The 23,759-nt window shown below is 63.7% G+C and carries 15 protein-coding genes, 1 tRNA gene and 3 rRNA genes; 12 read left to right on the top strand and 7 right to left on the bottom strand.

All coding sequences use genetic code 11. From position 1 onward, the window contains the following. Nucleotides 1–29 precede the first annotated feature (29 nt). From pheS to ABY42_RS14625, 4 genes are all read left to right on the top strand, one after another. A complete protein-coding gene (gene pheS, locus ABY42_RS14640; protein ID WP_004974214.1) occupies nt 30–1,529 on the top strand; it encodes a phenylalanine--tRNA ligase subunit alpha in 1,500 nt (499 codons plus the stop codon). Continuing rightward, nucleotides 1,529–3,241 (top strand): phenylalanine--tRNA ligase subunit beta, encoded by a 1,713-nt coding sequence (pheT, locus tag ABY42_RS14635; RefSeq protein ID WP_050459843.1) that lies wholly within the window; start codon nt 1,529–1,531, stop codon nt 3,239–3,241. The genes pheS and pheT overlap by 1 nt, the downstream gene beginning before the upstream one ends. A 330-nt stretch (nt 3,242–3,571) precedes the next feature. Next, complete coding sequence (locus tag ABY42_RS14630; protein ID WP_049905035.1) at nt 3,572–4,777, top strand: trans-sulfuration enzyme family protein; 1,206 nt, start codon at nt 3,572–3,574, stop codon at nt 4,775–4,777. A gap of 90 nt (nt 4,778–4,867) precedes the next feature. Then, nucleotides 4,868–7,480, top strand: coding sequence for a valine--tRNA ligase (locus ABY42_RS14625; protein WP_050459842.1), 2,613 nt, complete (start codon nt 4,868–4,870; stop codon nt 7,478–7,480). A gap of 66 nt (nt 7,481–7,546) precedes the next feature. Here the strand turns inward: ABY42_RS14625 and ABY42_RS14620 are convergent, their stop codons facing one another. The 3 genes from ABY42_RS14620 to ABY42_RS14610 form a co-directional block, all read right to left on the bottom strand. Beyond that, nucleotides 7,547–8,857 carry a DUF6498-containing protein gene (locus ABY42_RS14620; protein ID WP_269433823.1) on the bottom strand — a complete coding sequence of 437 codons (1,311 nt, stop codon included), beginning with the start codon at nt 8,855–8,857 and terminating at the stop codon, nt 7,547–7,549. A 97-nt stretch (nt 8,858–8,954) separates the two neighbouring features. After that, the gene (locus tag ABY42_RS14615) at nt 8,955–10,010 is read right to left on the bottom strand and encodes a quinone-dependent dihydroorotate dehydrogenase (RefSeq protein WP_004974225.1); all 1,056 of its coding nucleotides are present in this window, start codon (nt 10,008–10,010) and stop codon (nt 8,955–8,957) included. Between the two features lie 60 nt (nt 10,011–10,070). Beyond that, on the bottom strand, nt 10,071–10,268 hold the full coding sequence (locus ABY42_RS14610) for a hypothetical protein (protein WP_004044784.1): 198 nt from the start codon (nt 10,266–10,268) through the stop codon (nt 10,071–10,073). 238 nt (nt 10,269–10,506) lie between these two features. Between ABY42_RS14610 and ABY42_RS14605 the strand changes: the two genes are divergently transcribed. From ABY42_RS14605 to ABY42_RS14580, 6 genes are all read left to right on the top strand, one after another. After that, nucleotides 10,507–10,821, top strand: coding sequence for a non-histone chromosomal MC1 family protein (locus ABY42_RS14605; RefSeq protein ID WP_004044781.1), 315 nt, complete (start codon nt 10,507–10,509; stop codon nt 10,819–10,821). A gap of 993 nt (nt 10,822–11,814) precedes the next feature. Further along, a 16S ribosomal RNA gene (locus ABY42_RS14600) occupies nt 11,815–13,287 on the top strand. Nucleotides 13,288–13,384: 97 nt separating this feature from the next. Next, nucleotides 13,385–13,456: transfer RNA gene (locus ABY42_RS14595), tRNA-Ala, on the top strand. Nucleotides 13,457–13,672: 216 nt separating this feature from the next. Continuing rightward, nucleotides 13,673–16,585: ribosomal RNA gene (locus ABY42_RS14590) — 23S ribosomal RNA — on the top strand. Between the two features lie 113 nt (nt 16,586–16,698). Further along, a 5S ribosomal RNA gene (gene rrf / locus ABY42_RS14585) occupies nt 16,699–16,820 on the top strand. The 16S, 23S and 5S rRNA genes sit together here with 1 tRNA gene alongside, the layout of an rRNA operon. Nucleotides 16,821–17,165: 345 nt before the next feature. Beyond that, the gene (locus ABY42_RS14580) at nt 17,166–18,680 is read left to right on the top strand and encodes a hypothetical protein (RefSeq protein ID WP_050459840.1); all 1,515 of its coding nucleotides are present in this window, start codon (nt 17,166–17,168) and stop codon (nt 18,678–18,680) included. Between the two features lie 142 nt (nt 18,681–18,822). On the opposite strand, the gene ABY42_RS14575 is transcribed toward ABY42_RS14580, so the two are convergent. Both ABY42_RS14575 and ABY42_RS14570 read right to left on the bottom strand, forming a co-directional pair. Next, a complete protein-coding gene (locus ABY42_RS14575) occupies nt 18,823–19,233 on the bottom strand; it encodes a hypothetical protein (RefSeq protein ID WP_004974233.1) in 411 nt (136 codons plus the stop codon). Between the two features lie 20 nt (nt 19,234–19,253). Further along, complete coding sequence (locus ABY42_RS14570) at nt 19,254–19,631, bottom strand: hypothetical protein (protein ID WP_050459839.1); 378 nt, start codon at nt 19,629–19,631, stop codon at nt 19,254–19,256. Between the two features lie 265 nt (nt 19,632–19,896). Here ABY42_RS14570 and ABY42_RS14565 point away from each other — a divergent pair, with 265 nt between their 5' ends. Then, the gene (locus ABY42_RS14565) at nt 19,897–21,087 is read left to right on the top strand and encodes a redox-regulated ATPase YchF (RefSeq protein WP_004974239.1); all 1,191 of its coding nucleotides are present in this window, start codon (nt 19,897–19,899) and stop codon (nt 21,085–21,087) included. Between the two features lie 54 nt (nt 21,088–21,141). Next, nucleotides 21,142–21,552 (top strand): hypothetical protein, encoded by a 411-nt coding sequence (locus ABY42_RS14560; protein WP_004974241.1) that lies wholly within the window; start codon nt 21,142–21,144, stop codon nt 21,550–21,552. A 45-nt stretch (nt 21,553–21,597) separates the two neighbouring features. Here the strand turns inward: ABY42_RS14560 and ABY42_RS14555 are convergent, their stop codons facing one another. Beyond that, the gene (locus ABY42_RS14555; RefSeq protein ID WP_004974244.1) at nt 21,598–22,212 is read right to left on the bottom strand and encodes a GNAT family N-acetyltransferase; all 615 of its coding nucleotides are present in this window, start codon (nt 22,210–22,212) and stop codon (nt 21,598–21,600) included. 84 nt (nt 22,213–22,296) lie between these two features. Then, nucleotides 22,297–23,610, bottom strand: a complete 1,314-nt coding sequence (locus tag ABY42_RS14550; protein WP_050459838.1) for a 5'-deoxyadenosine deaminase — start codon at nt 23,608–23,610, stop codon at nt 22,297–22,299. Nucleotides 23,611–23,759: the final 149 nt, after the last annotated feature.

Here is a 23,759-nt window from a genome sequence, read left to right as displayed (position 1 = left end):
ACCAGACGGCTAACGCCACAACGAACCAGATGCGACTTCCGGAATCACAGGTCGCGGTGTTGAACGCCGCGAGCGCCACCGACGAACGAACGATTGCACAGCTTGCGGAGGCGACGGACCAGAAGCCCGAGACGGTGACGGGCGCGGTCTTCGACCTCCGCGACGAGGGACTCGTCTCGGTCACCGAGACCACGGCGGAGTCCGTCGAACTGACCGACGAGGGCGTCCAGTACGCCGAGGAGGACCTTCCCGAGGTCCGGCTCTACCGCGCCGCGCTCGACGTGGGCGACGGCGATGCGGTCCCGATGGGGCAGGTCATCGGCGCGTCCTCCCTCGGCGGCCCGCAGGTCGACATCGCGCTGTCGAACTTCGCGCGCAAGGGCTACGGGACCATCGATTCGGGCGAACTCGCGCCCGACGCGGACGCCGACCCCGACGCCGACGAGGAGGCCGCCGCGCTCGCGGCCCTCGCCGCGGGCGAGTCCGTCGACGCCGACGTGCTCGACCAGCTCGAATCGCGACAGCTCGTGGTCCGCCACGAGCGCACCATCCGCGCCGTCACCCTCACAGACGAGGGCGTCACGGCGCTGATGGAGGGCGTCGAGGCCGCGGAGACGGTCGACCGCCTCACGCCCGAACTGCTCACCTCCGGCGAGTGGGAAGACGTGGAGTTCACGGAGTACAACGTCGAGGCCGACGCGCCCGAGGCCCGCGGCGGTAAGAAGCACATCCTCCGGCAGACCGCCGACCGCGTGAAGGACGTGCTCACCGGCATGGGCTTCGCCGAGATGGAAGGCCCGCACGCCGACGCGGACTTCTGGATTAACGACTGTCTGTTCATGCCGCAGGACCACCCGGCGCGCACCCACTGGGACCGCTTCGCCCTCGACGTGCCGCCGATGGAGGACATCCCCGAGGACCTCATCGACCGCGTCCGCGACGCCCACCTCAACGGCGTCGGCGAGGACGGCGACGGCTACCACTCGCCGTGGTCCGAGGACTTCGCGCGGGCCATCGCGCTCCGCGGCCACACCACGTCGCTGTCGATGCGCTACCTCTCGGGCCACGAGGTCGGCGAGTTAGAGCCGCCGCAGCGGTACTTCTCGGTCGAGAAGGTGTACCGCAACGACACGCTCGACCCGACGCACCTGCTGGAGTTCTACCAGATAGAGGGCTGGGTGATGGCCGAGGACCTCTCGGTGCGCGACCTGATGGGCACCTTCGAGGAGTTCTACTCCCACTTCGGCATCACGGACATCCAGTTCAAGCCGCACTACAACCCCTACACGGAGCCGTCGTTCGAGCTGTTCGGCCGACACCCCGAGACGGGCGAACTCATCGAAATCGGTAACTCCGGCATGTTCCGCGAGGAAGTGCTTCGCCCGCTCGGCGTCGAGTGCGACGTGATGGCGTGGGGCCTCGCCCTGGAGCGTCTCCTGATGCTCATGTACGGCTTCGACGACATCCGCGACGTGCACGGAACGCTGTGCGACCTCGACCTGCTCCGCGAGACGGAGGTGCTCAAGTAATGCCCGTAGTCGACGTTCAACCCGACGAACTGCGCCGCCTGACCGGCCACGAAGACAAGTCCGACGAGGAGTTCAAAGACGACCTGTTCGCGCTCGGACTGGAGTTCGAGGGCGTCACCGACGACGGGGCGTTCCAACTGGAGTTCGGTCCCGACCGCCTCGACCGCCTGTCGGTCGAAGGCGTCGCCCGCTCGCTTCGCTACCAGTACGGCGACGCCCGCGGCGTCTCGGTGCCGAACACGAACGACCCCGACTGGACCTTCGTCGTCGACGACGACGTGCCCGAGGAGCGACCCTACGTCACGGGCGCGGTCGTCCGCGGGGTCGACCTGGACGACGCGGCGCTCGACTCGCTCATCCAGTTGCAGGAGAAACTCCACGCGACGATGGGCCGCAAGCGCGCCAAGGGAGCCATCGGCATCCACGACCTGACGATGCTGAAAGGCGACGTGCTCTCGGAGAACGCCTCCGGCAACTCCATCACGTACACGGGTATCGAACCCGACGGCGACACCTTCGTCGCGCTCGACTCGAACGACGAACTCACGCCCGCCGAGGTGCTCGAACAGCACGACACCGGGCGGAAGTACGCCGACCTCGTGAGCGAGTACGACCGCTATCCGGCCATCTACGACGAAATCGGTCTGTTCTCGTTCCCGCCGGTCATCAACGGCCGCCGGACCGAGGTCTCGACGGACTCCCGCGACCTGCTCGTCGAACTCACCGGCACCGACCAGTGGACCATCGACCGGATGTGCAACATCATCTGCTACGCGCTGGCCGCCCGCGGGGCGACCATCGAGGACGTCGAGGTGCAGTACGGGGGTGGAACCGTCGTCAAGCCCGACTTCGAAGTCGAGACGAAACACGTCTCCCACGACCGCATCGAGACGGTTCTCGGCGTCGAGTTGGAGATGGACGAGGTCATCGACCTGTTCGAGCGCTCCGGGCTGGACGCGGACGCCGAGTTAGGTGAGGAGACCGTCTACGAGGTCTCTATCCCGCCGTACCGCGTCGACGTGCTCCACCCGCTGGACCTCGTCGACGACGTGGGTCGCGCCTACGGCTTCAACGAACTCGAACCGCGCTACCCCGACGTGGGGACGGTCGGCCAGCGCCACGAGCGCTCCCGACTCGAAGACGCCGTCCGCACCTCGCTCGTCGGCCTCGGCTTCGAGGACCTGCTCAACTTCCACATGATTTCGGAGGAGGAGAACTACGAGCGCATGGACGTCGAGGTCGGCTCCGAGTATCTCGGCGGCGGCGATCCGGCCTCCATCACCGAGCCGTACAGCGAGGACTACACCATGCTCCGGACGTGGGTGCTGCCCTCGCTGACGATGGTGCTGGAGAACAACACCCACCGGGCGTACCCGCAGGACCTCGCGGAAATCGGCCACGTGGCCCACCGCGACGACGGCGAGAACACCCGCGTCGCCGAGGCCCGGCACGTCGCGGCCGTCCTCGCCCGCCACGATGCGACCTACGAGGACGCGAAGGCTCGCCTCGCGGCGCTCTGCCGCGATTACGACGCGGAACTGGAGACGCCCGCGACCGAGCATCCGTCGTTCATCGACGGCCGCACCGCCGCGGTCGTCATCGACGGTGAGGAAGTCGGCGTCGTCGGCGAACTCCACCCGAAAGTCATCGTCGACCACGACCTCGAACTGCCGGTCGCGGCGTTCGAGTTCGACCTGTCGGCGCTGGCGTAGGAGTTTCGGCGGTCGTTTTTGGTCCAGATTTTTGCGTGACGAGCGGAGCGAGTCGCGGAAAACGGTGGGAGCTTCGACCTGTCGGCGCTGGCGTAGGAGTTTCGGCGGTCGTTTTTGGTCCAGATTTTTGCGTGACGAGCGGAGCGAGTCGCGGAAAACGGTGGGAGCTTCGACCTGTCGGCGTTGGTACAGGTGGACGGGAATATCTTTGAGGGTCTACGAACCGAAATCGGATAACTTGAGGTAATTTAACGACGCCAGTAATTCTTTTCGTGCATTTGGTCAGAACGCGATAGAAACCTTTAGGACGCGAGTCGTCGCCTTTCCTGTATGAACGATAATGATGTACGCCGCGAGACGCTGGCGGTGACCCACGGCGAGCGCGGTCAGACCCCGGCCCCTGGCGTCGAGGACGTCGTCGTTCCGGTCCATCTCTCTTCGACCTACGCGGTGCCGACCATCGACCCCGACGCGGACCTGGAGACGCTCGACCCCGACGCGGGCGAGTACCTCTACTCGCGGCTGTCGAACCCGACGCGGAACGCGCTGGAACACCGGCTCGCGGCGCTCGAAGGTGCCGACCACGCGCTGGCGTTCGTCTCCGGCACGGCGGCCATCGCCGCGACGATGACCGCGGTGGTCCGGCCGGGCGACCACATCGTCGCGTTCGAGGACCTCTACGGCGGGACGAAGACGATGCTCAACCGGCTGTTCGCCGACCGGCTGAACGTGGACGTGTCGTTCGTCGATGCCACCGACCCGGAGAACGTCGCGGCCGCGATGCGCGAGGAGACGGCGCTCGTCTGGATGGAGACGCCGACGAACCCGCTCATGCACCTCTGCGACATCGAGGCCATCGCGGCCATCGCCGACGAGGGCGACGCGGTGTTCGGGGTGGACAACACCTTCCTCAGCCCGCAGTTCCAGAATCCGCTTTCGCTCGGGGCCGACGTGGTCGTCCACAGCACCACGAAGTACCTCAACGGTCACTCCGACTCCATCGGCGGCGCGGTCGTCACCGACCGCGAGGACGTACTGGAGGAGATTACCTTCCTCCAGCGCGTCGGGATGGGGTCGATGCTCTCGCCGTTCGACTCCTACCTGACGCTCCGGGGAATCAAGACGCTCCCGCTGCGGATGCGCCAGCACGAGGCCAACGCGATGGAAATCGCCGAGTTCCTCGAATCCCACGAGGCCGTGACGCGAGTGCTGTACCCGGGGCTGGAGTCCCATCCGCAACACGACCTCGCGGCGCGCCAGCAGTCGGGCTTCGGCGGGGTGCTGTCGTTCGAACTCGACACCGACCTCGACGGGACCGCCGAATTCCTCGGCGAACTCCGGGAGTTCCCGCTGGCGGTGAGTCTCGGCGGCGTCGAGAGTCTCATCGAGCACCCGGCGACGATGACCCACTCGCCGCTCTCGCAGACCGAACGCGACGCGCTCGGCATCTCCGATTCGTTGCTTCGGATGTCCGTGGGCGTCGAGCACGTCGACGACCTTCGTTCGGACCTCGAATCGGCGCTTTCGGTCCTGTAGGTAGTCACCGCTCTCGCGCCCGAATTCCGTTCCCTCGGGCACTTAACCGAGGCGTTTAACAGTCCGCCCGGCTGTAGGTACGCCAACGCAATGCCGAGCGGAGAATACGATCCGGAAACCGTCGAGGCGAAGTGGCAAGAGAGGTGGGTCGACGAAGACCTGTACGCGTACCCGGAGCGTGCGGTAGACCCCGACACCGTCTTCTCCATCGACTCACCGCCGCCGACGGTGTCCGGGAGCCTCCACTGGGGCCACGTCTACGGCTTCACCCTCCAGGACTTCGTCGCCCGGTTCAACCGGATGCGCGGCGACGAGGTGTACTTCCCGTTCGGTTACGACGACAACGGCATCGCGTCGGAGCTCCTGACCGAGGACGAACTCGGAATCAAACACCAGGACTACGAGCGACGCGAGTTCCAGAAGCTCTGCCGCGAGGTCACGGCGGAGTACGAAGGGGAGTTCACGGAGAAGATGCAGAACCTCGGCATCTCCATCGACTGGGACCAGACGTACCAGACGATTTCGCCCGAGGTCCAGCGCGTCTCCCAGCTCTCTTTCGTCGACCTCTACGACAAGGGTCGGCAGTACCGCCAGCGCGCCCCCGCCATCTGGTGTCCCGAGTGCGAGACCGCAATCTCGCAGGTCGAGACCGAAGACGACGAGCAGGGCTCGCACTTCCACGACATCGAGTTCGGCGTGGCCGAGTCCGAGGAGTCGTTCGTCATCTCCACGACGCGACCCGAACTGCTCCCCGCCTGCGTCGCCGTCTTCGTCCATCCCGACGACGACGACAACGAGCACCTCGTCGGGCAGGAAGCGGAGGTTCCGCTGTTCGGACAGCGGGTTCCCATCCTCGAAGACGAGCGCGTCGACCTGGAGACCGGCACGGGTCTCGTCATGTGCTGTACCTTCGGCGACCAGACCGACATCGAGTGGTATCAGGCCCACGACCTGCCGCTCCGCGTCGCCATCGACGAGTCCGGCACGATGACCGAGGAGGCCGACGAGTACGCCGGTCTCTCCGCCGACGAGGCGCGGGAGGCCATCGTCGCCGACCTCGACGACGCCGGGGCGCTCCTCGACAAGCGCGCCATCACGCACACGGTCAACGTCCACGAGCGGTGTGGCACGAGCGTCGAGTTCCTCGTCAAGGACCAGTGGTACATCAAACTGCTCGACAAGCGCGAGGAGTACCTCGAAGCCGGCGAGCAGATGGACTGGTACCCCGAGAAGATGTTCACGCGGTACAAGAACTGGATCGAGGGTCTCCAGTGGGACTGGGCCATCTCGCGGCAGCGCTCCTCGGGGATTCCGTTCCCCGTCTGGTACTGCGAGGACTGCGAGCACGTGGTCGTCGCCGACCGCGAGGACCTGCCGGTCGACCCGCTCTCGGACGACCCGCCGGTCGATGCCTGTCCCGAGTGCGGCCACGACGAGTTCGCCGCCGAGGACGACGTGTTCGACACGTGGGCGACCTCGTCGCTCACGCCCCTCATCAACGGCGGCTGGGACTGGAATCCAGAGACGGAGGCGATGGAACTCGAACGGCCCGAACTCTACCCGTTCGACATGCGCCCGCAGGGCCACGACATCATCTCCTTTTGGCTGTTCCACACGGTCGTCAAGTGCTACGAGCACACCGGCGAGGTCCCGTTCGACAGCGTCATGATAAACGGGATGGTCCTCGACGAGAACCGCGAGAAGATGTCGAAGTCCGTCGGTAACGTCGTCTCGCCCGACGAGGTCTTAGAGAAGTTCCCGGTCGACGCCGCCCGCTACTGGGCCGCCGGGAGCGCCGTCGGCGACGACCTGCCGTACCAGGAGAAGGGCCTCGTCGCGGGCGAGAAACTCATGCGGAAGCTCTGGAACGCCTCGAAGCTCGTCGAGAGCCTCACCGAGGACGCGCCCGCCGAGTTCGACCACGACGACCTGAAGGCCATCGACCGCTGGCTTCTGGCCTCGCTCGACCGCGAACTCGAGTTCGTCACGGAGAAACTGGAGAACCGCGAGTTCTCGAAGGCGCGCGACCGCCTGCGTAGTTTCTTCTGGCACACGTTCTGCGACGACTACCTCGAAATCGCCAAACAGCGCGTCCGCGAGGGCGACGACCCCTCGGCGGCGTACACGCTCCAGACCGCTCACAAGCGGTTCCTGACCTGCTTCGCGCCCATCCTCGCACACGTCACGGAGGAACTCTGGCGCGACATGTACGACGAAACGAGCGTCCACGACCAGTCGTGGCCCGAACCGCTCGGACTCGACGCCGACGTCGCGGCCGGCGAAACCGCGATGGCCGTCGTCGGCGCGCTCCGCAAGTACAAAAGCGACAACCAGCTCTCGATGAACGCCCCCGTCGACCTCGTGCAGGTGTACGGCGACATCCACGGCTTCGAGGAGGACGTGAGCGGCGTCATGCACATCGAGGCGCTCGAACTGCTCGACGAGGAGCCCGAAATCGAGTCGGTCGTGACCGGCGTCGACCTCGACTACTCGCTCGTCGGCCCCGAGTACGGCGCGCAGGTCCCGGACATCGAGGCCGCCCTCGAAAGCGACGACTACGAGGTCGAAGACGGCGTCATGCACGTCGCGGGCGTCGAACTCGACCCCGAGATGTTCACCATCGAGGAGTCCCGCGAGTACGTCGGCGAAGGCGACATGCTCGAAGCCGGCGACGCCATCGTCATCGTCCAGCACGCCGACTGAGACGGCCACTCGGTCGTTTCCGTCCGCGTTCTTTTCCCGGTATTCGGTCGCTTAGCGGGCGGCCCGTCAGTCGTCGCCGCTCGGCACCGTCGTCTCGACCTCTGTCTCCGGCCCAGTCTCAGTCTCATCTACGTCGCCGAAGGCGTCCAGCACCGCCGCCGCGTCTTCGACGTGGGGAATCGTCATCGGATGATTCGCGTTCGCGTCGTCGGTGCGAGCCTCCTCGGGGTCGGGGACGGTGAGTCCCACGTCGGGACTCGTGTCCACACCCGTCTCGAACCGTATCGTCTCCGTGCCGAACAGGCGGTCGACGGCGTCGGTGGACACGCTGACGTCGGTGACCGCGTCGCGTTCGAGGCGTGCTTGCGGCTCGTCCAACAGCGCGTCGTGGGCGACGAGCACGTCCCCGTAGCACCGGAACTCGACGGGTCCGTAGGCGAGGTAGCGGGAGGTCCCTCGGATAGTCCCGAACGCGGCGGCGAGGGCGAGCGGCGCGAGCGCGAACGTCCACGCGCCGAAGAAGACGAGCGCGGCGGCGACGCCGTAGCACCACAGCACGCCGCTGGTGACCGTGTACCGGAGGCTTTGGGAGACCGCGTCGGTGAGGGCGACCGAACGGGCGGGCGTGGTTCGATAGGTCGGCGCTCCTGCAGGCACCTCCACCGGGATCGGTTCGATTTCGGTCTCCTCGCTCCCGTAGAGTCGGTAGAAGACGCCCCGCGTTTCGCTCCGTTCGAGTTGGAGCGCGCGGAGGTCGTAGAGGAACTTCAGGCCGACGAGGATCACGAGGAACACGTCGTTTTCGAGTTCGATCGCGAACGGTCCGAAGACGAACAACAGCAGTCCGACGGCGAACAGGAGTTTGAACGGGGGGAGCAACACCGACCGCGCGGAGTGGTCGCGGTAGCCGCCCGCCGCGAAGTAGCCGGTGACCGTTTCGACGCCCCGCCCGACGAACACGCTCACGCCGCCCAGAAGGATTTGTCCGGCGACCACGTCGGTGACGACCGGGTCGGTCAGGCCGAAGGCGACGAAGGCGACGGCGAGTTCGAGCGGGACGAGCAGGAACGCCGCGATGAGGAGCGTCGGAACGTTCCGCGGGTAGAACCGCGGGAGGGACCGGGGCAGCGAGACTCCCCCTCGCTTGGCTTGCAACGGGCCGAACAGTCGGTCCCCGTCGCCGATGGCGTTGTTGGGGCGCTTCGCTGCGAAGGGTATCTTCACGAGCGTCCAGCACAGCACGGCGGCGATTTCGGCGACGAACACGCCGAAGAGCACGGTCGGAGACCAGTCGAGGAACAGGACGCCGACGGGCGCGACGGCGTTCGAGGCGAGGACCGCCAGCACGCCGGAGTCACGAGGTGAAGGAGGGCGCACGACTTTTCAACCGGATGGGAAGAAAATCAGTCTTCGGTTCGCTATCAGCGCGCAGGTCCTCGGTCGTTGCGGCCGCGGTCGGCGAGATTTCGGGTCGCTACAGTCCCGACCCGACGGCGTCGGCCACGTCGTCGAAGCCGTCGCGGTCGAGCAGGTCGAGGAGGCCGCGGTTGATGTCGCGGGCGATAGACGGCCCCTCGTAGACCATGCCCGTGTAGAGTTGGACCATCTCGGCCCCGGCGCGAATCTTTCTGTAGGCGCTTTCGGCGTCCGAGACGCCGCCGACGCCGACGATGGGCACGTCGGTTCGCTCGGCGATGAAGCGAATCATGTTCGTGGCCTCGGCCTCGATCGGCTTCCCGGAGAGGCCGCCGCGTTCTGCCCGGTTTGGGTTCCGCAGGGTGTCGGGCCGAGAGGTGGTCGTGTTGCTGGCGATGACGCCGTCGAGACCGAGTTCGTCGACGACTTCGAGCGCGTCCTCCACGGCGGGATCCGGGAGGTCGGGCGAGAGTTTCACGAGAAGCGGGTCGGCGCCGGCGTCGACGAGCGTCCCGAGAATCGCTTCGAGCGAGTCGCGGTTCTGCAGGTCGCGGAAGCCCTCGCTGTTGGGACACGAGACGTTGACGACGAAGTAGTCCGCGCCGTCGGCGACGCGCTCGTAGGTGTAGCGGTAGTCGTCGGGGGCCTCCTCTGTGGGCGTTACCTCCGAGAGCGCGAGGTTGACGCCGACGGGGATGTCCGGGAGGGGTCCGGCTGCGAGGCGCTCTCCGACCGCGTCCGCGCCCTCGTTGTTGAGGCCCATGCGGTTGATGAGCGCCTCGTCTTCGGGGAGGCGGAACATCCGGGGGCGCGGGTTTCCGGGCTGGGGCTCCGCGGTGACGCCGCCGACTTCCACGTGGCCGAAGCCGAGCGCCGAAAGAACGGTGGGTATCTCGGCGTTCTTGTCGAACCCGGCCGCGACGCCGACCGGGTTCGGGAAGTCGAGGCCGAACGCGTTCGTCGCGAGTCGGGAGTCGTCGACGCGGTAGCGCCGCTCTAAGAGCGGTTCGACCGGAGTGCCGCGAGCGGTCGCGAGCAGTCCGTGGATGGTCCGGTGGGCGGTCTCCGGTGGAAACGAAAAGAGGAGTGGTTTGGCGAGGTGATAGGGGTTCATTGCTGTCTGTCGTGCCTTCCGCTGGTGACGGGTCGGTTCGAGACGATACGTATCACGCGCTCAGAAGTCGTGTTCGACCTGGTCTGGGTCCGCTTTTTGGATGATGATTTTACCGTCCCGAACGCGGACGAACACCTCGTCGCCGATCTCCATTCCGGCGACCGCGAGTTCGTCTTCGTGGAGGTTGACATGGACGTTGTGGTACTCGCCGTTCTCGTCTTTGGCGCCACTCGGACTGAGCTTCTTTTTCCGGACCATCTGGGGGTCTATCCGTTGGTTCGCCGCAGGGGATACATAAGTGTTGTCTCCGTCCTCCCGGAGAGTGGTGATTTTCGCCGGAACCCGACCGTCTCGCAGCGAAGTCCGTCGCATCGTCGGCGAGGTGAGTCGGCGCGTCGAACCGGTCGAGTATATAAGTAACACGGCGTCGTCGGTCGAAATTCGTCGATATATTTATCATGTGCCATGTGGTTCATTGGCATAGAGGTGGAAAATCATGGTACGCGAGGACGGTAAGCGGAACTTCGTGCTCCGAGAGGAGGACGGTACAGAGACGAGCGTGTTTTCGGGCAGCATGCCGAGGCAAGCGGCGCTCAAGGCGGCCCGACGACTCGACCCCGCCGGGTCCGAAGACGACGCGAAGTCGGACGCGGTCGAGATTCGACTCCGGGAGAAGGGGACCGACAAGGTCCACATCTTCGACGCGTGGGCGTGGAACAGCAGCGCCCCAGAGGACAAGCCCGGCTGGATGGAGGGGAAGATTACCAAAGGAAACGTTTCCAAGAAGGGAATCGAGCACCTCGACGAGTAGCGCGACCGACGTTCACATTCTTATCGTGCGCACGCACGTGTAGCACCCCGAGTCGTAGTGCAGTCGATACGCCTTTCAAACAGCGCCGCCAGCGTCTGCTTGCGCGACCGACACCCGGTCAGACCGAACGTACGACGCGGGGGATGACCGACCGGCCTCCAGTCGCGCGATATCTACGTCCTCGAGAGTTATCCGTGTCTCCGAGAGTCTATCATTATTTTATGAGTAATCCCGCCATGAAACCGCATGACGAAGCGCCATCGGTTCGACGGCCTTTTATGTATCCCCGGCATTCGGATTAATGCGAAGAAGCGCACGGGGGTACTCCCCCCGAAAGCTTCCACCGAACGCCCCGACCCCAAGGTCGTCAGGCGCTCACCGGGATGATACACCTTCCCGGGGGTCGCCACGATACGACGGCCTTAAGTGGTCCAAGGCATTTCGGATGAATGCGAACGACACACCGCGATTGCAGGGCGATTCAACGCGTCCTGCCTCACCGGGCCAGAACCCACGGAGGTTCGAAGGGTTTATACCCACGAATCGCCTCGGTTCAGGTCCGAAGGAAATGAGGATTCCGCCCCTGCGGTACGCCGCAAGACGGTATCTGATGTTAGCCCTAGTAGTTCGGTGACATTACACCTTCCCGGGGGTCGCCACGATACGACGGCCTTAAGTGGTCCAAGGCATTTCGGATGAATGCGAACGACACACCGCGATTGCAGGGCGATTCAACGCGTCCTGCCTCACCGGGCCAGAACCCACGGAGGTTCGAAGGGTTTATACCCACGAATCGCCTCGGTTCAGGTCCGAAGGAAATGAGGATTCCGCCCCTGCGGTACGCCGCAAGACGGTATCTGATGTTAGCCCTAGTAGTTCGGTGACATCCGAACGGATGTCATACGAACTCGGACCTTTGAACGGTGATTTGACAGCATTACGCTGCCATTCACCCGCCAAAACCCCGCGACCAGGTTTAAATGGTCGCGACCCATTCCGGTTGATCCTGCCGGAGGTCATTGCTATTGGGGTCCGATTTAGCCATGCTAGTTGCACGAGTTCACACTCGTGGCGAAAAGCTCAGTAACACGTGGCCAAACTACCCTACAGAGAACGATAACCTCGGGAAACTGAGGCTAATAGTTCATACGGGAGTCATGCTGGAATGCCGACTCCCCGAAACGCTCAGGCGCTGTAGGATGTGGCTGCGGCCGATTAGGTAGACGGTGGGGTAACGGCCCACCGTGCCGATAATCGGTACGGGTTGTGAGAGCAAGAGCCCGGAGACGGAATCTGAGACAAGATTCCGGGCCCTACGGGGCGCAGCAGGCGCGAAACCTTTACACTGCACGCAAGTGCGATAAGGGGACCCCAAGTGCGAGGGCATATAGTCCTCGCTTTTCTCGACTGTAAGGCGGTCGAGGAATAAGAGCTGGGCAAGACCGGTGCCAGCCGCCGCGGTAATACCGGCAGCTCAAGTGATGACCGATATTATTGGGCCTAAAGCGTCCGTAGCCGGCCATGAAGGTTCATCGGGAAATCCGCCAGCTCAACTGGCGGGCGTCCGGTGAAAACCACATGGCTTGGGACCGGAAGGCTCGAGGGGTACGTCCGGGGTAGGAGTGAAATCCCGTAATCCTGGACGGACCACCGATGGCGAAAGCACCTCGAGAAGACGGATCCGACGGTGAGGGACGAAAGCTAGGGTCTCGAACCGGATTAGATACCCGGGTAGTCCTAGCTGTAAACGATGCTCGCTAGGTGTGACACAGGCTACGAGCCTGTGTTGTGCCGTAGGGAAGCCGAGAAGCGAGCCGCCTGGGAAGTACGTCCGCAAGGATGAAACTTAAAGGAATTGGCGGGGGAGCACTACAACCGGAGGAGCCTGCGGTTTAATTGGACTCAACGCCGGACATCTCACCAGCTCCGACTATAGTGATGACGATCAGGTTGATGACCTTATCACGACGCTATAGAGAGGAGGTGCATGGCCGCCGTCAGCTCGTACCGTGAGGCGTCCTGTTAAGTCAGGCAACGAGCGAGACCCGCACTTCTAATTGCCAGCAGCAGTTTCGACTGGCTGGGTACATTAGAAGGACTGCCGCTGCTAAAGCGGAGGAAGGAACGGGCAACGGTAGGTCAGTATGCCCCGAATGAGCTGGGCTACACGCGGGCTACAATGGTCGAGACAATGGGTTGCTATCTCGAAAGAGAACGCTAATCTCCTAAACTCGATCGTAGTTCGGATTGAGGGCTGAAACTCGCCCTCATGAAGCTGGATTCGGTAGTAATCGCATTTCAATAGAGTGCGGTGAATACGTCCCTGCTCCTTGCACACACCGCCCGTCAAAGCACCCGAGTGAGGTCCGGATGAGGCCACCACACGGTGGTCGAATCTGGGCTTCGCAAGGGGGCTTAAGTCGTAACAAGGTAGCCGTAGGGGAATCTGCGGCTGGATCACCTCCTAACGACCGAGACCACCCCGACGGGGTGGCTCACACGCGATCTTCCGAGTTCACCAATGACACCCGTTCGGACACCTTAGAACTACTAGGGCTAACACGGGCCCATAGCTCAGTGGTAGAGTGCCTCCTTTGCAAGGAGGATGCCCAGGGTTCGAATCCCTGTGGGTCCATGGTAAGCAGTACTCCACTCCGAAACGATCGTGCCCCTTAAGTGTGGCAAGACGTTTCGACTGAATGGATACTGACGACAGATGCACCATCCCGCGCAAGCGAGGTTGGGAAGGGTCGAAAACACGCCTCGGCTATCTCCGAGGGTGTTTGATGAAACCGTGTGTACGTGCAATCCAGGCGTCCACTGGACCCGTTCTCCGGGTCACAGTGACTATATCAACTGGCTACTGTGCCAGCTGGTGGATAGCTCGGCTCGAGAGCCGATGACGGACGTGCCAAGCTGCGAAAAGCTTCAGGGACCCGCATGGAGGGTAAGAACTGAAGATCTCCGAATGGGAATCCCCACGCAATTGCCTCGCGCAATGGGGAACGTTCCGAATTGAAACATCTTAGTAGGAACAGGAAAAGAAAGCAATCCGCGATGTCGTTAGTAACGGCGAGTGAACGCGATACAGTCCAAACCGAAGCCTTCGGGCAATGTGGTGTACGGACTACCCATAACGGACCTGGATCTTATGTGAAGTCTCCTGGAACGGAGCGTGATACAGGGTGAAAACCCCGTAACATAAGATTCAGATCCCGGGGTTGTTCCAGAATAGCGGGGGTTGGATATCCCTCGTGAATTTCGCAGGCATCAACTGCGAAGACTAAACACTCCTCGAGACCGATAGCGAACAAGTAGCGTGAGCGAACGCTGAAAAGCACCCCGAAAAGGGCGGTGCAATAGGGCTTGAAATCAGTTGGCGATAGAGCGACGTGGCATACAAGGTCACTCGACGAAAGAACTGGGAGCGATCCCGTAGTATGACTCGAGTGAAGCCGATGTTACGTCGTGCGTTTTGAAAAACGAACCATGGAGTGCATCTGACTGGCGAGTCTAAGGGGTGAACCCCCGGAGGCATAGGGAAACCGATACGGCCGCAGTCTTTGACCAGGGCCACCGTCTTCAAGGGCGGGGAGCCAACCGGATGCGACCCGAAACCAAGTGATCTACGCCGGAGCAGGGCGAAGCGTGGCGAAAGCTGCGTGGAGGCCCGTTAGAGTTGGTGTCCTACAATACCCTCTCGTGACTCTGGTGTAGGGGTGAAAGGCCCATCGAACTTGGCAACAGCTGGTTCCAACCGAAACATGTCGAAGCATGACCTCTGATGAGATAGTCTGTGAGGTAGAGCGACCGATTGGGAATCCGGACTCCGAGAGGAGTTCGCTTCCCTGTCAAACTCCGAACTTACAGACGTCGTAGACTCAGGGAGTCCGGTGTGCGGGGTAAGCTTGTGCACCGTGAGGGAGACAACCCAGAGCCAGGTTAAGGACCCAAAGTGTGGATTAAGTGTGATTGAAGATTGTCTCGAGCCCTAAACAGCCGGGAGGTGAGCTTAGAAGCAGCTACCCTCTAAGAATAGCGTAACAGCTTACCGGCCGAGGTTCGAGGCGTCTAAAATGATCGGGACTCAAATCCACCTCCGAGACCTGGCGGCGTGTCTTATGACACGATTCCGTAGGTTGGCATACTGCATGGGTGGAAGCACGGGTGAGAACTCGTGTGGACCGTGCAGCAACGAAAATCATGGTCTCAGTAGCAGCGAGAGTCGGGTGTGAACCCCGACGGCCTTACGCGCAAGGGTTCCTCGGCACTGTCAATCAGCCGAGGGTTAGTCGATCCTAAGTCTAACCGTAATTCGAATTAGATGAAAGGGAAACTGGTTAATATTCCAGTACCTTCTTGCACTAAACGTCGACGCTTTAGGAAACACCGAGCGGGGCCTTCGCCCCGTCGAATCACCGAAATTCGTGGAAGCCGTAACGGCACGAAGCGAACGAATGGTGAGATAGGGAAACTCGGCGGTACCTAGAGCCCGTGAAAAGACAAGCAAGAAGCTCGTACCGAGATCCGACACAGGTGCGCTGGCAGAGCAAGCCAAGGCCTGTCGGGATCAACCGACGTTAGGGAATTCGGCAAGTTAGTCCCGTAAGTTCGCGATAAGGGATGCCTGCTCTTGACCGAGCAGGTCGCAGTGACTCGGACGCTCCGACTGTCTAGTAACAACATAGGTGACCGCAAATCCGCAAGGACTCGTACGGTCACTGAATCCTGCCCAGTGCGGGTATCTGAACACCCATTACAATGGGACGAAGGACCCGTCAACGGCGGGGGTAACTATGACCCTCTTAAGGTAGCGTAGTACCTTGCCGCTTCAGTAGCGGCTTGCATGAATGGATCAACGAGAGCGTCACTGTCCCAACGTTGGGCCCGGTGAACAGTACGTTCCAGTGCGGAGTCTGGAGACCCCCAAGGGGAAGCGAAGACCCTATAGAGCTTTACTGCAGGCTGTCGCTGAGACGTGGTCGCTAATGTGCAGCATAGGTAGGAGCCGTTACACAGGTACCCGCGCCAGCGGGCCACCGAGGCAACATTGAAATACTACCCGTTAGTGACTGCGACTCTCACTCCTGGCGGAGGACACCGGTAGCCGGGCAGTTTGACTGGGGCGGTACGCGCTCGAAAAGATATCGAGCGCGCCCAAAGATTTCCTCACGCGAGTCGGGAACTCGTGGAAGAGCGCAAGAGCAAACGGAAGTCTGACAGTGACATTCCCAACGAGTGTCGCTGACGCGAAAGCGTGGTCTAGCGAACCTACGAGGTTCATTCATGGGACCCGTAGATGACAGAAAAGCTACCTTAGGGATAACAGAGTCGTCACCCGCAAGAGCACATATCGACCGGGTGGCTTGCTACCTCGATGTCGGTTCCCTCCATCCTGCCTGTGCAGAAGCAGGCAAGGGTGAGGTTGTTCGCCTATTAAAGGAGGTCGTGAGCTGGGTTTAGACCGTCGTGAGACAGGTCGGCTGCTATCTATTGGGGGTGTTAAGGAACTTGACGTGAACGTTCGTATAGTACGAGAGGAACTACGAATGGGTGCCACTGGTGTACCGGTTGTCCGAGAGGGCAGATGCCGGGCAGCTACGCACCACGGGGTAAGAGCTGAACGCATCTAAGCTCGAAACCCACACGGAAAAGAAGTTCCACTGAGGACACTCGTAGAAGACGAGTTCGATAGACTCGGGGTGTACGCAACGAGGCAACGAGTTGTTAAGCCCGCGAGCACTAACAGTCCAAGCCACATTCATACGCACTGAGACCCGAGAACGGGTCCAGGCGCAAACTGGATTGCACGAACACATTGGTAAGACGGCCCGTCCGATATTGGTATGACAACGGTTCGATTCCGTTGATCGGCATTAAGGCGGCCAGAGCGGTGAGGTTCCACCCGTACCCATCCCGAACACGGCAGTTAAGCTCACCTGCGTTCTGGTCAGTACTGGAGTGAGCGATCCTCTGGGAAATCCAGTTCGCCGCCCCCACTCATACAGAGCCCGCTGGACTTCGGTCCAGTGGGCTTTTTTCATTTATGGCGAGCGGCAAACGCTCGCTCGCACACTACACAGACAGCGACCGCTCTCTCGGTCGCGTCTCTCATGTCGTCTGAGAGTGGCAACGCTCTCGTCGAACGCGCCGGTTCCGCCGACACCACTCGCGTTCGACCGTGACGGTGTTTCGAGGGGACCCGGACGGCCGTTCCGCTCGAAACTCGGCGAAATCGACAGACGACGGCCCGATTTCGAACACGTTGATTGGGGTGAAATTCAGCGAAAACCGGGGTTACGATTCTCCCCTTTTACCGTATCAGGGTTAGAAGGGAGGGTTGCATGCGCGGCAGCAAACACCTCACCGTAGTCATGGTCGTTGCGATGCTCGCCGTCGCGATGGTCCCCGGGACCGTCGGTGCAGCGAGCACCGATGCCCTCCAGGTCGGCGTCACGCAGGACGCCGACACGGGCGACGCGACAGTGACCGTGACGCGGAACGAGACGGCCGTCGAGAACGCGACGGTCGTCGTCGAATCGAGCGGTAACTACTCCGGGAACGGAACGTACGCGACGGGCGCGAACGGCACCGTCGACCTCCCCAATCCGCAGGAGCGTGTGAACGCGACGTTCACCGTCACGGAGGGGAACAACACGACCACCGCGTCGGCCGTCCTCGTCCCGCTCGACGAGTCCCTCGACATCTCCGTCGAGGCTGACGACGCCAACGACACGCTCACCGCCACCGTCACCCAGTACGGCGACGCCGTCGAAGGCGCGTCAGTCATGGTCAACGGGAGCGCGTACGACAACGGAACGTACGAGACGGACGCGAACGGCACCGTCGAGGTCGCCGAGCCGACGACCGCGACGAACCTGACGTTCGTCGCGATGGACGGCGACCTCACCGCGGAGACGACGGTCGCGGTGGAGGCTGACGACCTCAACGTCTCTGTCGAGGTTGACGACGCCAACGACACGGTCGTCGCCACCGTCACGCAGGACGGAGAACCGGTCGAGAACGCGTCGGTTCAGGTCAACGGGACCGACTACGCCGACAACGGAACGTACGAGACGGACGCGAACGGCACCGTCGAGGTCGCCGAGCCGACGACCGCGACGAACCTGACGTTCGTCGCGACGGCCGACGGCCTCACCGCCGAGACGACGGTCGCGGTGGAGGCTGACGACCTCGACGTCTCCGTCTCGCAGGACGAAAACGAGTCGGTCACCATCACCGTGACCGAAGACGGCGACGCCGTCGAGAACGCCTCGGTCGCGGTCGAGGGCAACTACACGGACGCGGGCGAGTACGAGACGGACGCGAACGGTACCGTCGAACTCACCGCGCCCCTGCAGACTGTCACGGTCGACGTGACCGCCGAGTACGACGGCCTCAGCGCCGAGACGACCGCCACCCTGCAGGGTGAGGTCGCCGAGGACGACCCGTTCGGCCAGCTCGTCAGCCGGTTCGTCGAGCGGCTCAAGGACACGGGCGGTGACGGCCCCATCGGACAGGCCGTCTCCGACTTCGTGACCGAGAACAACCCGGGTAACGCGGACGACAAGCGTCCGGACCACGCCGGCCCGAAGAACAGCAGCGATGACGCTGACGGCGAGGAGGACGCACCCGGAAACTCCGACAAGGCCAAGAACGGTAACGCCGGTGGCCCGCCGGAGCACGCGAACAACGACAAGGCGAACGACGAGGACGAACAGCAGACCGCCGAGACTGAGGAGACCGACGAAGAGGAGACCGACGACGACTCCGACGACGAGTCAGAAGACGATGACGAGTCCAACGGTAACGGCAACGGCAACGGTGGTGGCCCGCCGGAGCACGCGAACAACAACTAACTAATCGAACACGGGTTCCCACGCATCAAGCGTGGGCTTGGGTTTCACCCTTCGTACGCGCCCGGGCGGGTACTGTGGACAGAGGCACCCCCAACATCTTACGCCCCCGACCGTGGTTGTCAGAGCACGACGGTCGGGCTACTCACTCGCCCGACGCGACTTTTTCTGTGGAAACGTCACCGAGCGCGCCGACGAGCGCGGGGTCGACGTCGAACCGTCGAACCGCGAGCCGTGCGCCCGCGACCACGAGGTCGTCGTCGACGCGGGCGGGCGCGCCGCTGGGATACCACGCCGAGTCGTCGGACGCGCGGACGCTCGACCGGAGCGACTCGCGGAGCCGACGGTGTGCGAACAGCGTCGAGACGAACGCGAGGGACGCCGCGAGCGTCACGCCGCCGCCGTCGAACTCCGTCTCGGTCGCTTCCGTTCTGGCCGTTTCGAGCGCGCCGGCGACGGCGAGCGACTGTCTCGCGTGGTCGCCGTCGGTGAGCGCGCGGGTGAGCGCGGCGTCCTGAATCTCTCGAATCGCGCTTGCTGTCGTCGGGTCGGTCATCGGAGGAGAGACGAGTTAGCTCACGCCCCGTCGAGCGGCGGCACGCGGAGCGTGTGGTCGACGACGGTCTCGTCCGGTCGCAGCGTCACCGTCCCGAGGAACACCGTCTCGCCCTCGGCGGCGTTGGTCGCGACGGTCTGAAGCGTCGCTCGTTGGTCGAGTTGCTCCCAGGTGACGCGCTCGACGAGGCGCTGGAACGCGTCGGGGTCGGTCCACCCCGAGTCGATATCGGACGGGACGTTGACCACGAACCGAAGTTCGGTCTCGGTGACGTGGATGCCGACGCGAAACGTGTCCGCGTCGGTCGAATCGTCCGGCGAGGGCTCGGTGGCGGCCGCGTCGGAGTCCGTGCTCGACGCGGGTGCGGTTTCGCTCGCCGTCTCGTCGGGGTCGGTCATGCCCGGCTGTCGGAGACGTGGAGACAAAGATGCACCGGACGTGAGCCGAAAGGCGAACCACGAGCGCGCGTCGTCGCCGACACCCCGGCGCGACCCGGCTACCGCGTGCCGCGAACCCGGTGACGGAGCCGCGTCTCCGGCGCTCGAACCGGGGTGTCGAGCCCGGGGAACCGTCCTCCTCGACCCCGGTAGCGTGCGAATCTCACGCACACAGAGACGAACGTCGAACGGTTATTAGCGTTCGAGACACCAGTCCGACCAACGAATGAGTTACAAGATCGGTCTCGTCGGAAAACCGTCCGTCGGGAAGTCGAGTTTCTTCAACGCGGCGACGATGAACGACGTGCCCGAGGGCGCGTACCCGTTTACGACCATCGACCCCTCCATCGGCGAGGCGTACGTCCGAGTCGAGTGTGCGGCCCCGGAGTTCGACGAGTCGTGTACGCCCTCTGTCGGCTACTGCGACCACGGAATGCGGTACGTCCCGGTCAAACTCGTCGACGTGGCGGGTCTCATCCCCGGCGCGCACGAGGGGAAGGGCCTCGGGAACCAGTTCCTTACCGACCTCAACGAGGCGGACGTGCTCGTCCACGTCGTGGACTTCTCCGGTGAGACGGACATCGAAGGCGAGGCGACGGAGGGCCACGACCCCCGGGAGGACATCGACTTCCTCGAGAACGAACTGGACATGTGGTACCTCGGCGTCCTCGAGAAGGGCATCGACCGCTACCGCTCGGGCTACCACGGCGAGGACAAAGACATCGAAGTCGACCTCGCGGAGCAGATGTCCGCGTTCAAGACGAACAAGGACGAAATCAAGCAGATCATCCTCTCTCTCGGCCTGGAGCTCGACCCCGACGAGTGGGACGACGCGGACAAGGAGTCGCTCGCCCGCGAGATTCGAAAGCGGACGAAGCCCATCATCATCGCGGCGAACAAGATGGACAAGCCGGTCTCCCAGGAGAACTACGAGGAGATAACGGCCGACGCCGACTACGAACACCTGACGTTCGTCCCGACCTCGGCGCACGCGGAGAAGGCGCTGAAGAAGGCCGACGAGGGCGGCGTCGTCGACTACCGCCCCGGCGACGACGACTTCGACATCGTCGGCGACGTGAGCGACGAACAGGAGGCGGGCCTCGAACAGATTCGCGAGTTCGTCGCGGAGTTCGGCGGAACGGGCGTCCAGCAGTCGCTCGAAAACGCGCTGTTCGACGTGATGGGTGCCATCGCCATCTTCCCCGGGAGCGCGAACGGCAAGAGCGACTCGCAGGGCGTCTTCCGCGACTGCTTTATCCTCCCCGAGGGCTCGACGACCGAGGACTTCGCGTACCACCTGCACTCGGACATCGGCGACGGCCTCCTCCACGGCATCGACTGCCACTCGAAGCGCCAGATCGGTTCGGACCACGAACTCGCGCACCGGGACGTGGTCGAAATCGTCTCGACGAACTGACTCTCTCGGACGCCAACCGCAACACCGTTATATCCGTGGCTGTAGGACCCGGGTATGGGTGAGGCCGAAACGACGGCCGCGACACTCGACGTCGAGATTGGGGGTCTCGGCGGCGAGGTGACGCTGGCCGACTTGTTCCCGTCGTCGTGGGTCGAGTCACATTGTCAGGCGGCATCGATTAGTGAATTCCTCGAAGAGAGCGGTTTCGCGGTCGCAGACCAGGAGTCCTTCGAGTCGATACCGGCCCACGAGTTGGACCGGTACGTCGACGCGAACACCGAGTTCGACGACTGGCAGGCGATGCTCTCCGCCGGCGTCGAGCGCTACGTGCTCGAACAGGCGGGGGCAGACGGCCCGACCGCCGACGCGGCCGCCGAGGTTGACGACGTCGGCGAAGTCGAGGCGGTCGAGGGGAGCGACTCGGCGGAAACCGAGACGGAAGACTCCCTCGAAGCCGGCGTCTGAACGCGGACGCGGGCGAGGGGCCGGGAGAAGGGAAGGAATCTCGGCTCAGGTAGTGCTGTTCTGTCCGGTGTCTTCGACGAGCGCAGCGCCGCGAGCGAGCGCGTCGTCCCACCAGTCGCATTCCCGAGCGTCGGCCACGGACAGCGGTGCTTCGGGTTCTTCGGGTCGCTCGCCGAGGTCGAGGCTCCACCACTCCACGTCGTGCCACGCGTCGTGTTTGTAGCCGACGCGCTCGAAACGGCCGACGCGCTCGAAGCCGAACGACTCGTGGAAGGCGATGCTCGCGGGGTTCGGGGTCGTGACGACGGCGACGGCAGAGACGTATCCCTGCCGTTCGAGCAGGTCTAAAAGCGCCGTGTAGAGGCCGCGGGCGACGCCGCGACGCTGAAAGTCCGGGTGGACGTAAATCGAGGTCTCGACGGCCCACTGGTAGGCGACGCGCTCTCGAATCGCCCCGGCGTAGGCGTAGCCGGCCACCTCGCCGTCGAGTTCGCAGACGAGCCACGGGTAGCCGGTCTTCTTCTCCAGTTTCGCTTCGAGGTCCGCGACGCTCGGCGGGTCGTAGGCGAACGAAATCGCGGTGTCCTCGACGAACGGCGCGTAAATCTCCCGAATCGCGGGGAGGTCGGACGCCGTCGCCGTGCGGAGGCGGACAGTCATGACTCAGGAGGGGTCACGCGGAGAGAAAGATGCGACGATGGCGGCCGGTCTCGCGGGTGATTCGGCTCGAGGTCGAACCGGCGCTCAGTCGCTCGTCGGCGCCGCGTCGAGGCCGTCGGCGACCGCCTGCGCCCGCTCGCGGATGTCGTCGGCGTCCGCGCGAACGTGTTCGCCCCCGTCGTAGAGCACGTCGCCGTCGACCATGGTGAACACCACGTCGTCGCCGTGGGCGGAGAAGACGAGATGCGAAAGCACGTCGTGCATCGGCGTCGCGCGGGTGAGGTCGGTGTCGATACCGACGATATCGGCTTTCCACCCCTCGCGGAGCGCGCCGACCCGGTCGAAGCCGGCGGCCTTCGCGCCGTTGCGAGTCGCCATCTCGAAGACGGTCGCGGCCGGCGTGCTCGTCGGGTCGAACGAGTCGACTTTCTGGAGGAGGCTGGCCTGCCGCATCTCGGTGAAGGGGTCGAGCGTGTTGTTGCACGGCGGGCCGTCGTTGCCGAGGGCGACGTTGATGCCGCGGTCGAGGTAGTCCGGAATCGGCGCGATGCCCGACGCGAGCTTCATGTTCGACGACGGGCAGTAGGTGACGTGCGTACCGGTCTCGGCGAGCACTTCGCGCTCGGACTCGTCGGTGTGGACGCAGTGGGCGAGCACCACGTCGTCGCCGGTGATTCCGACCTCGTCGAGCCAGTGGATGTTCCGCATGCCCGTCTCCGCCTCGACGGTGGCGATTTCGTCGCGGTTCTCGCTCGCGTGGGTGTGGATGCGGACGCCGTCGTACCGGTCTGCGAGTTCGCGGACGCCCCGCAGACACGCCTCCGAGCAGGTGACGGCGAACCGCGGCGTGACGGCGTACCGAATGCGCCCGTCGAAGCCGTCGTGGTAGCGCTCGATGAGGCGCTCGGACTCGGCGAGGCCGGCGTCGGTGTCTTCCTGTAGTCCCTCGGGCGCGTTCGTGTCCATGAGCACCTTCCCGATTCGCCCGCGGATACCCATCTCGCCCGCCGCCTCGAACGCCTCCTCGGCGTGTCGGACCGAGAGGTGGTCGACGACCGTCGTCGTCCCGGACTCGATGCATTCGAGGTAGCCGAGCTCGGCGGCGACGCGCATTCCCGCCGCGTCGAGGCCGGCTTCCATCGGAAGCACGTGGTCGAAGAGCCAGTCGAGAAGCGACGTGTCGTCGGCGATACCTCGTCCGAGCGACTGTACCGAGTGGACGTGCCCGCCGACCAGCCCCGGCGCGATGACGTCGAACTCGCGTCGCTCGTGGTCCGGATACCGCTCTGTCAGGGTAGCGCGCCCTCCGACCGCGACGATGCGGTCGTCGTCGACGACTACGGCTCCCTCTTCGATGATAGTGGACGCGTCGGCGACCACGGTTCCCGCGAGTAACATCCTCGTGCGGGTAGACGACCGGGCGTGAAATAGGTGGTGACCCGGTCGCCGTCCGAGGTTGGTTGGAGTGAGCTTGCGGTCGGTGGCGGTGTGGGTGGTCGGGACCGGTTCTCGCGAGGCGAACGGACCCCGCGTCACTCCGACGCTTG

Origin of the sequence: Haloferax gibbonsii (genome assembly GCF_001190965.1) — an archaeon.
GTDB lineage: Archaea > Halobacteriota > Halobacteria > Halobacteriales > Haloferacaceae > Haloferax > Haloferax gibbonsii.
The sequence above is the reverse complement of the archived record's forward strand: the minus strand, read 5'-3'. Positions and strand labels throughout refer to the sequence as shown.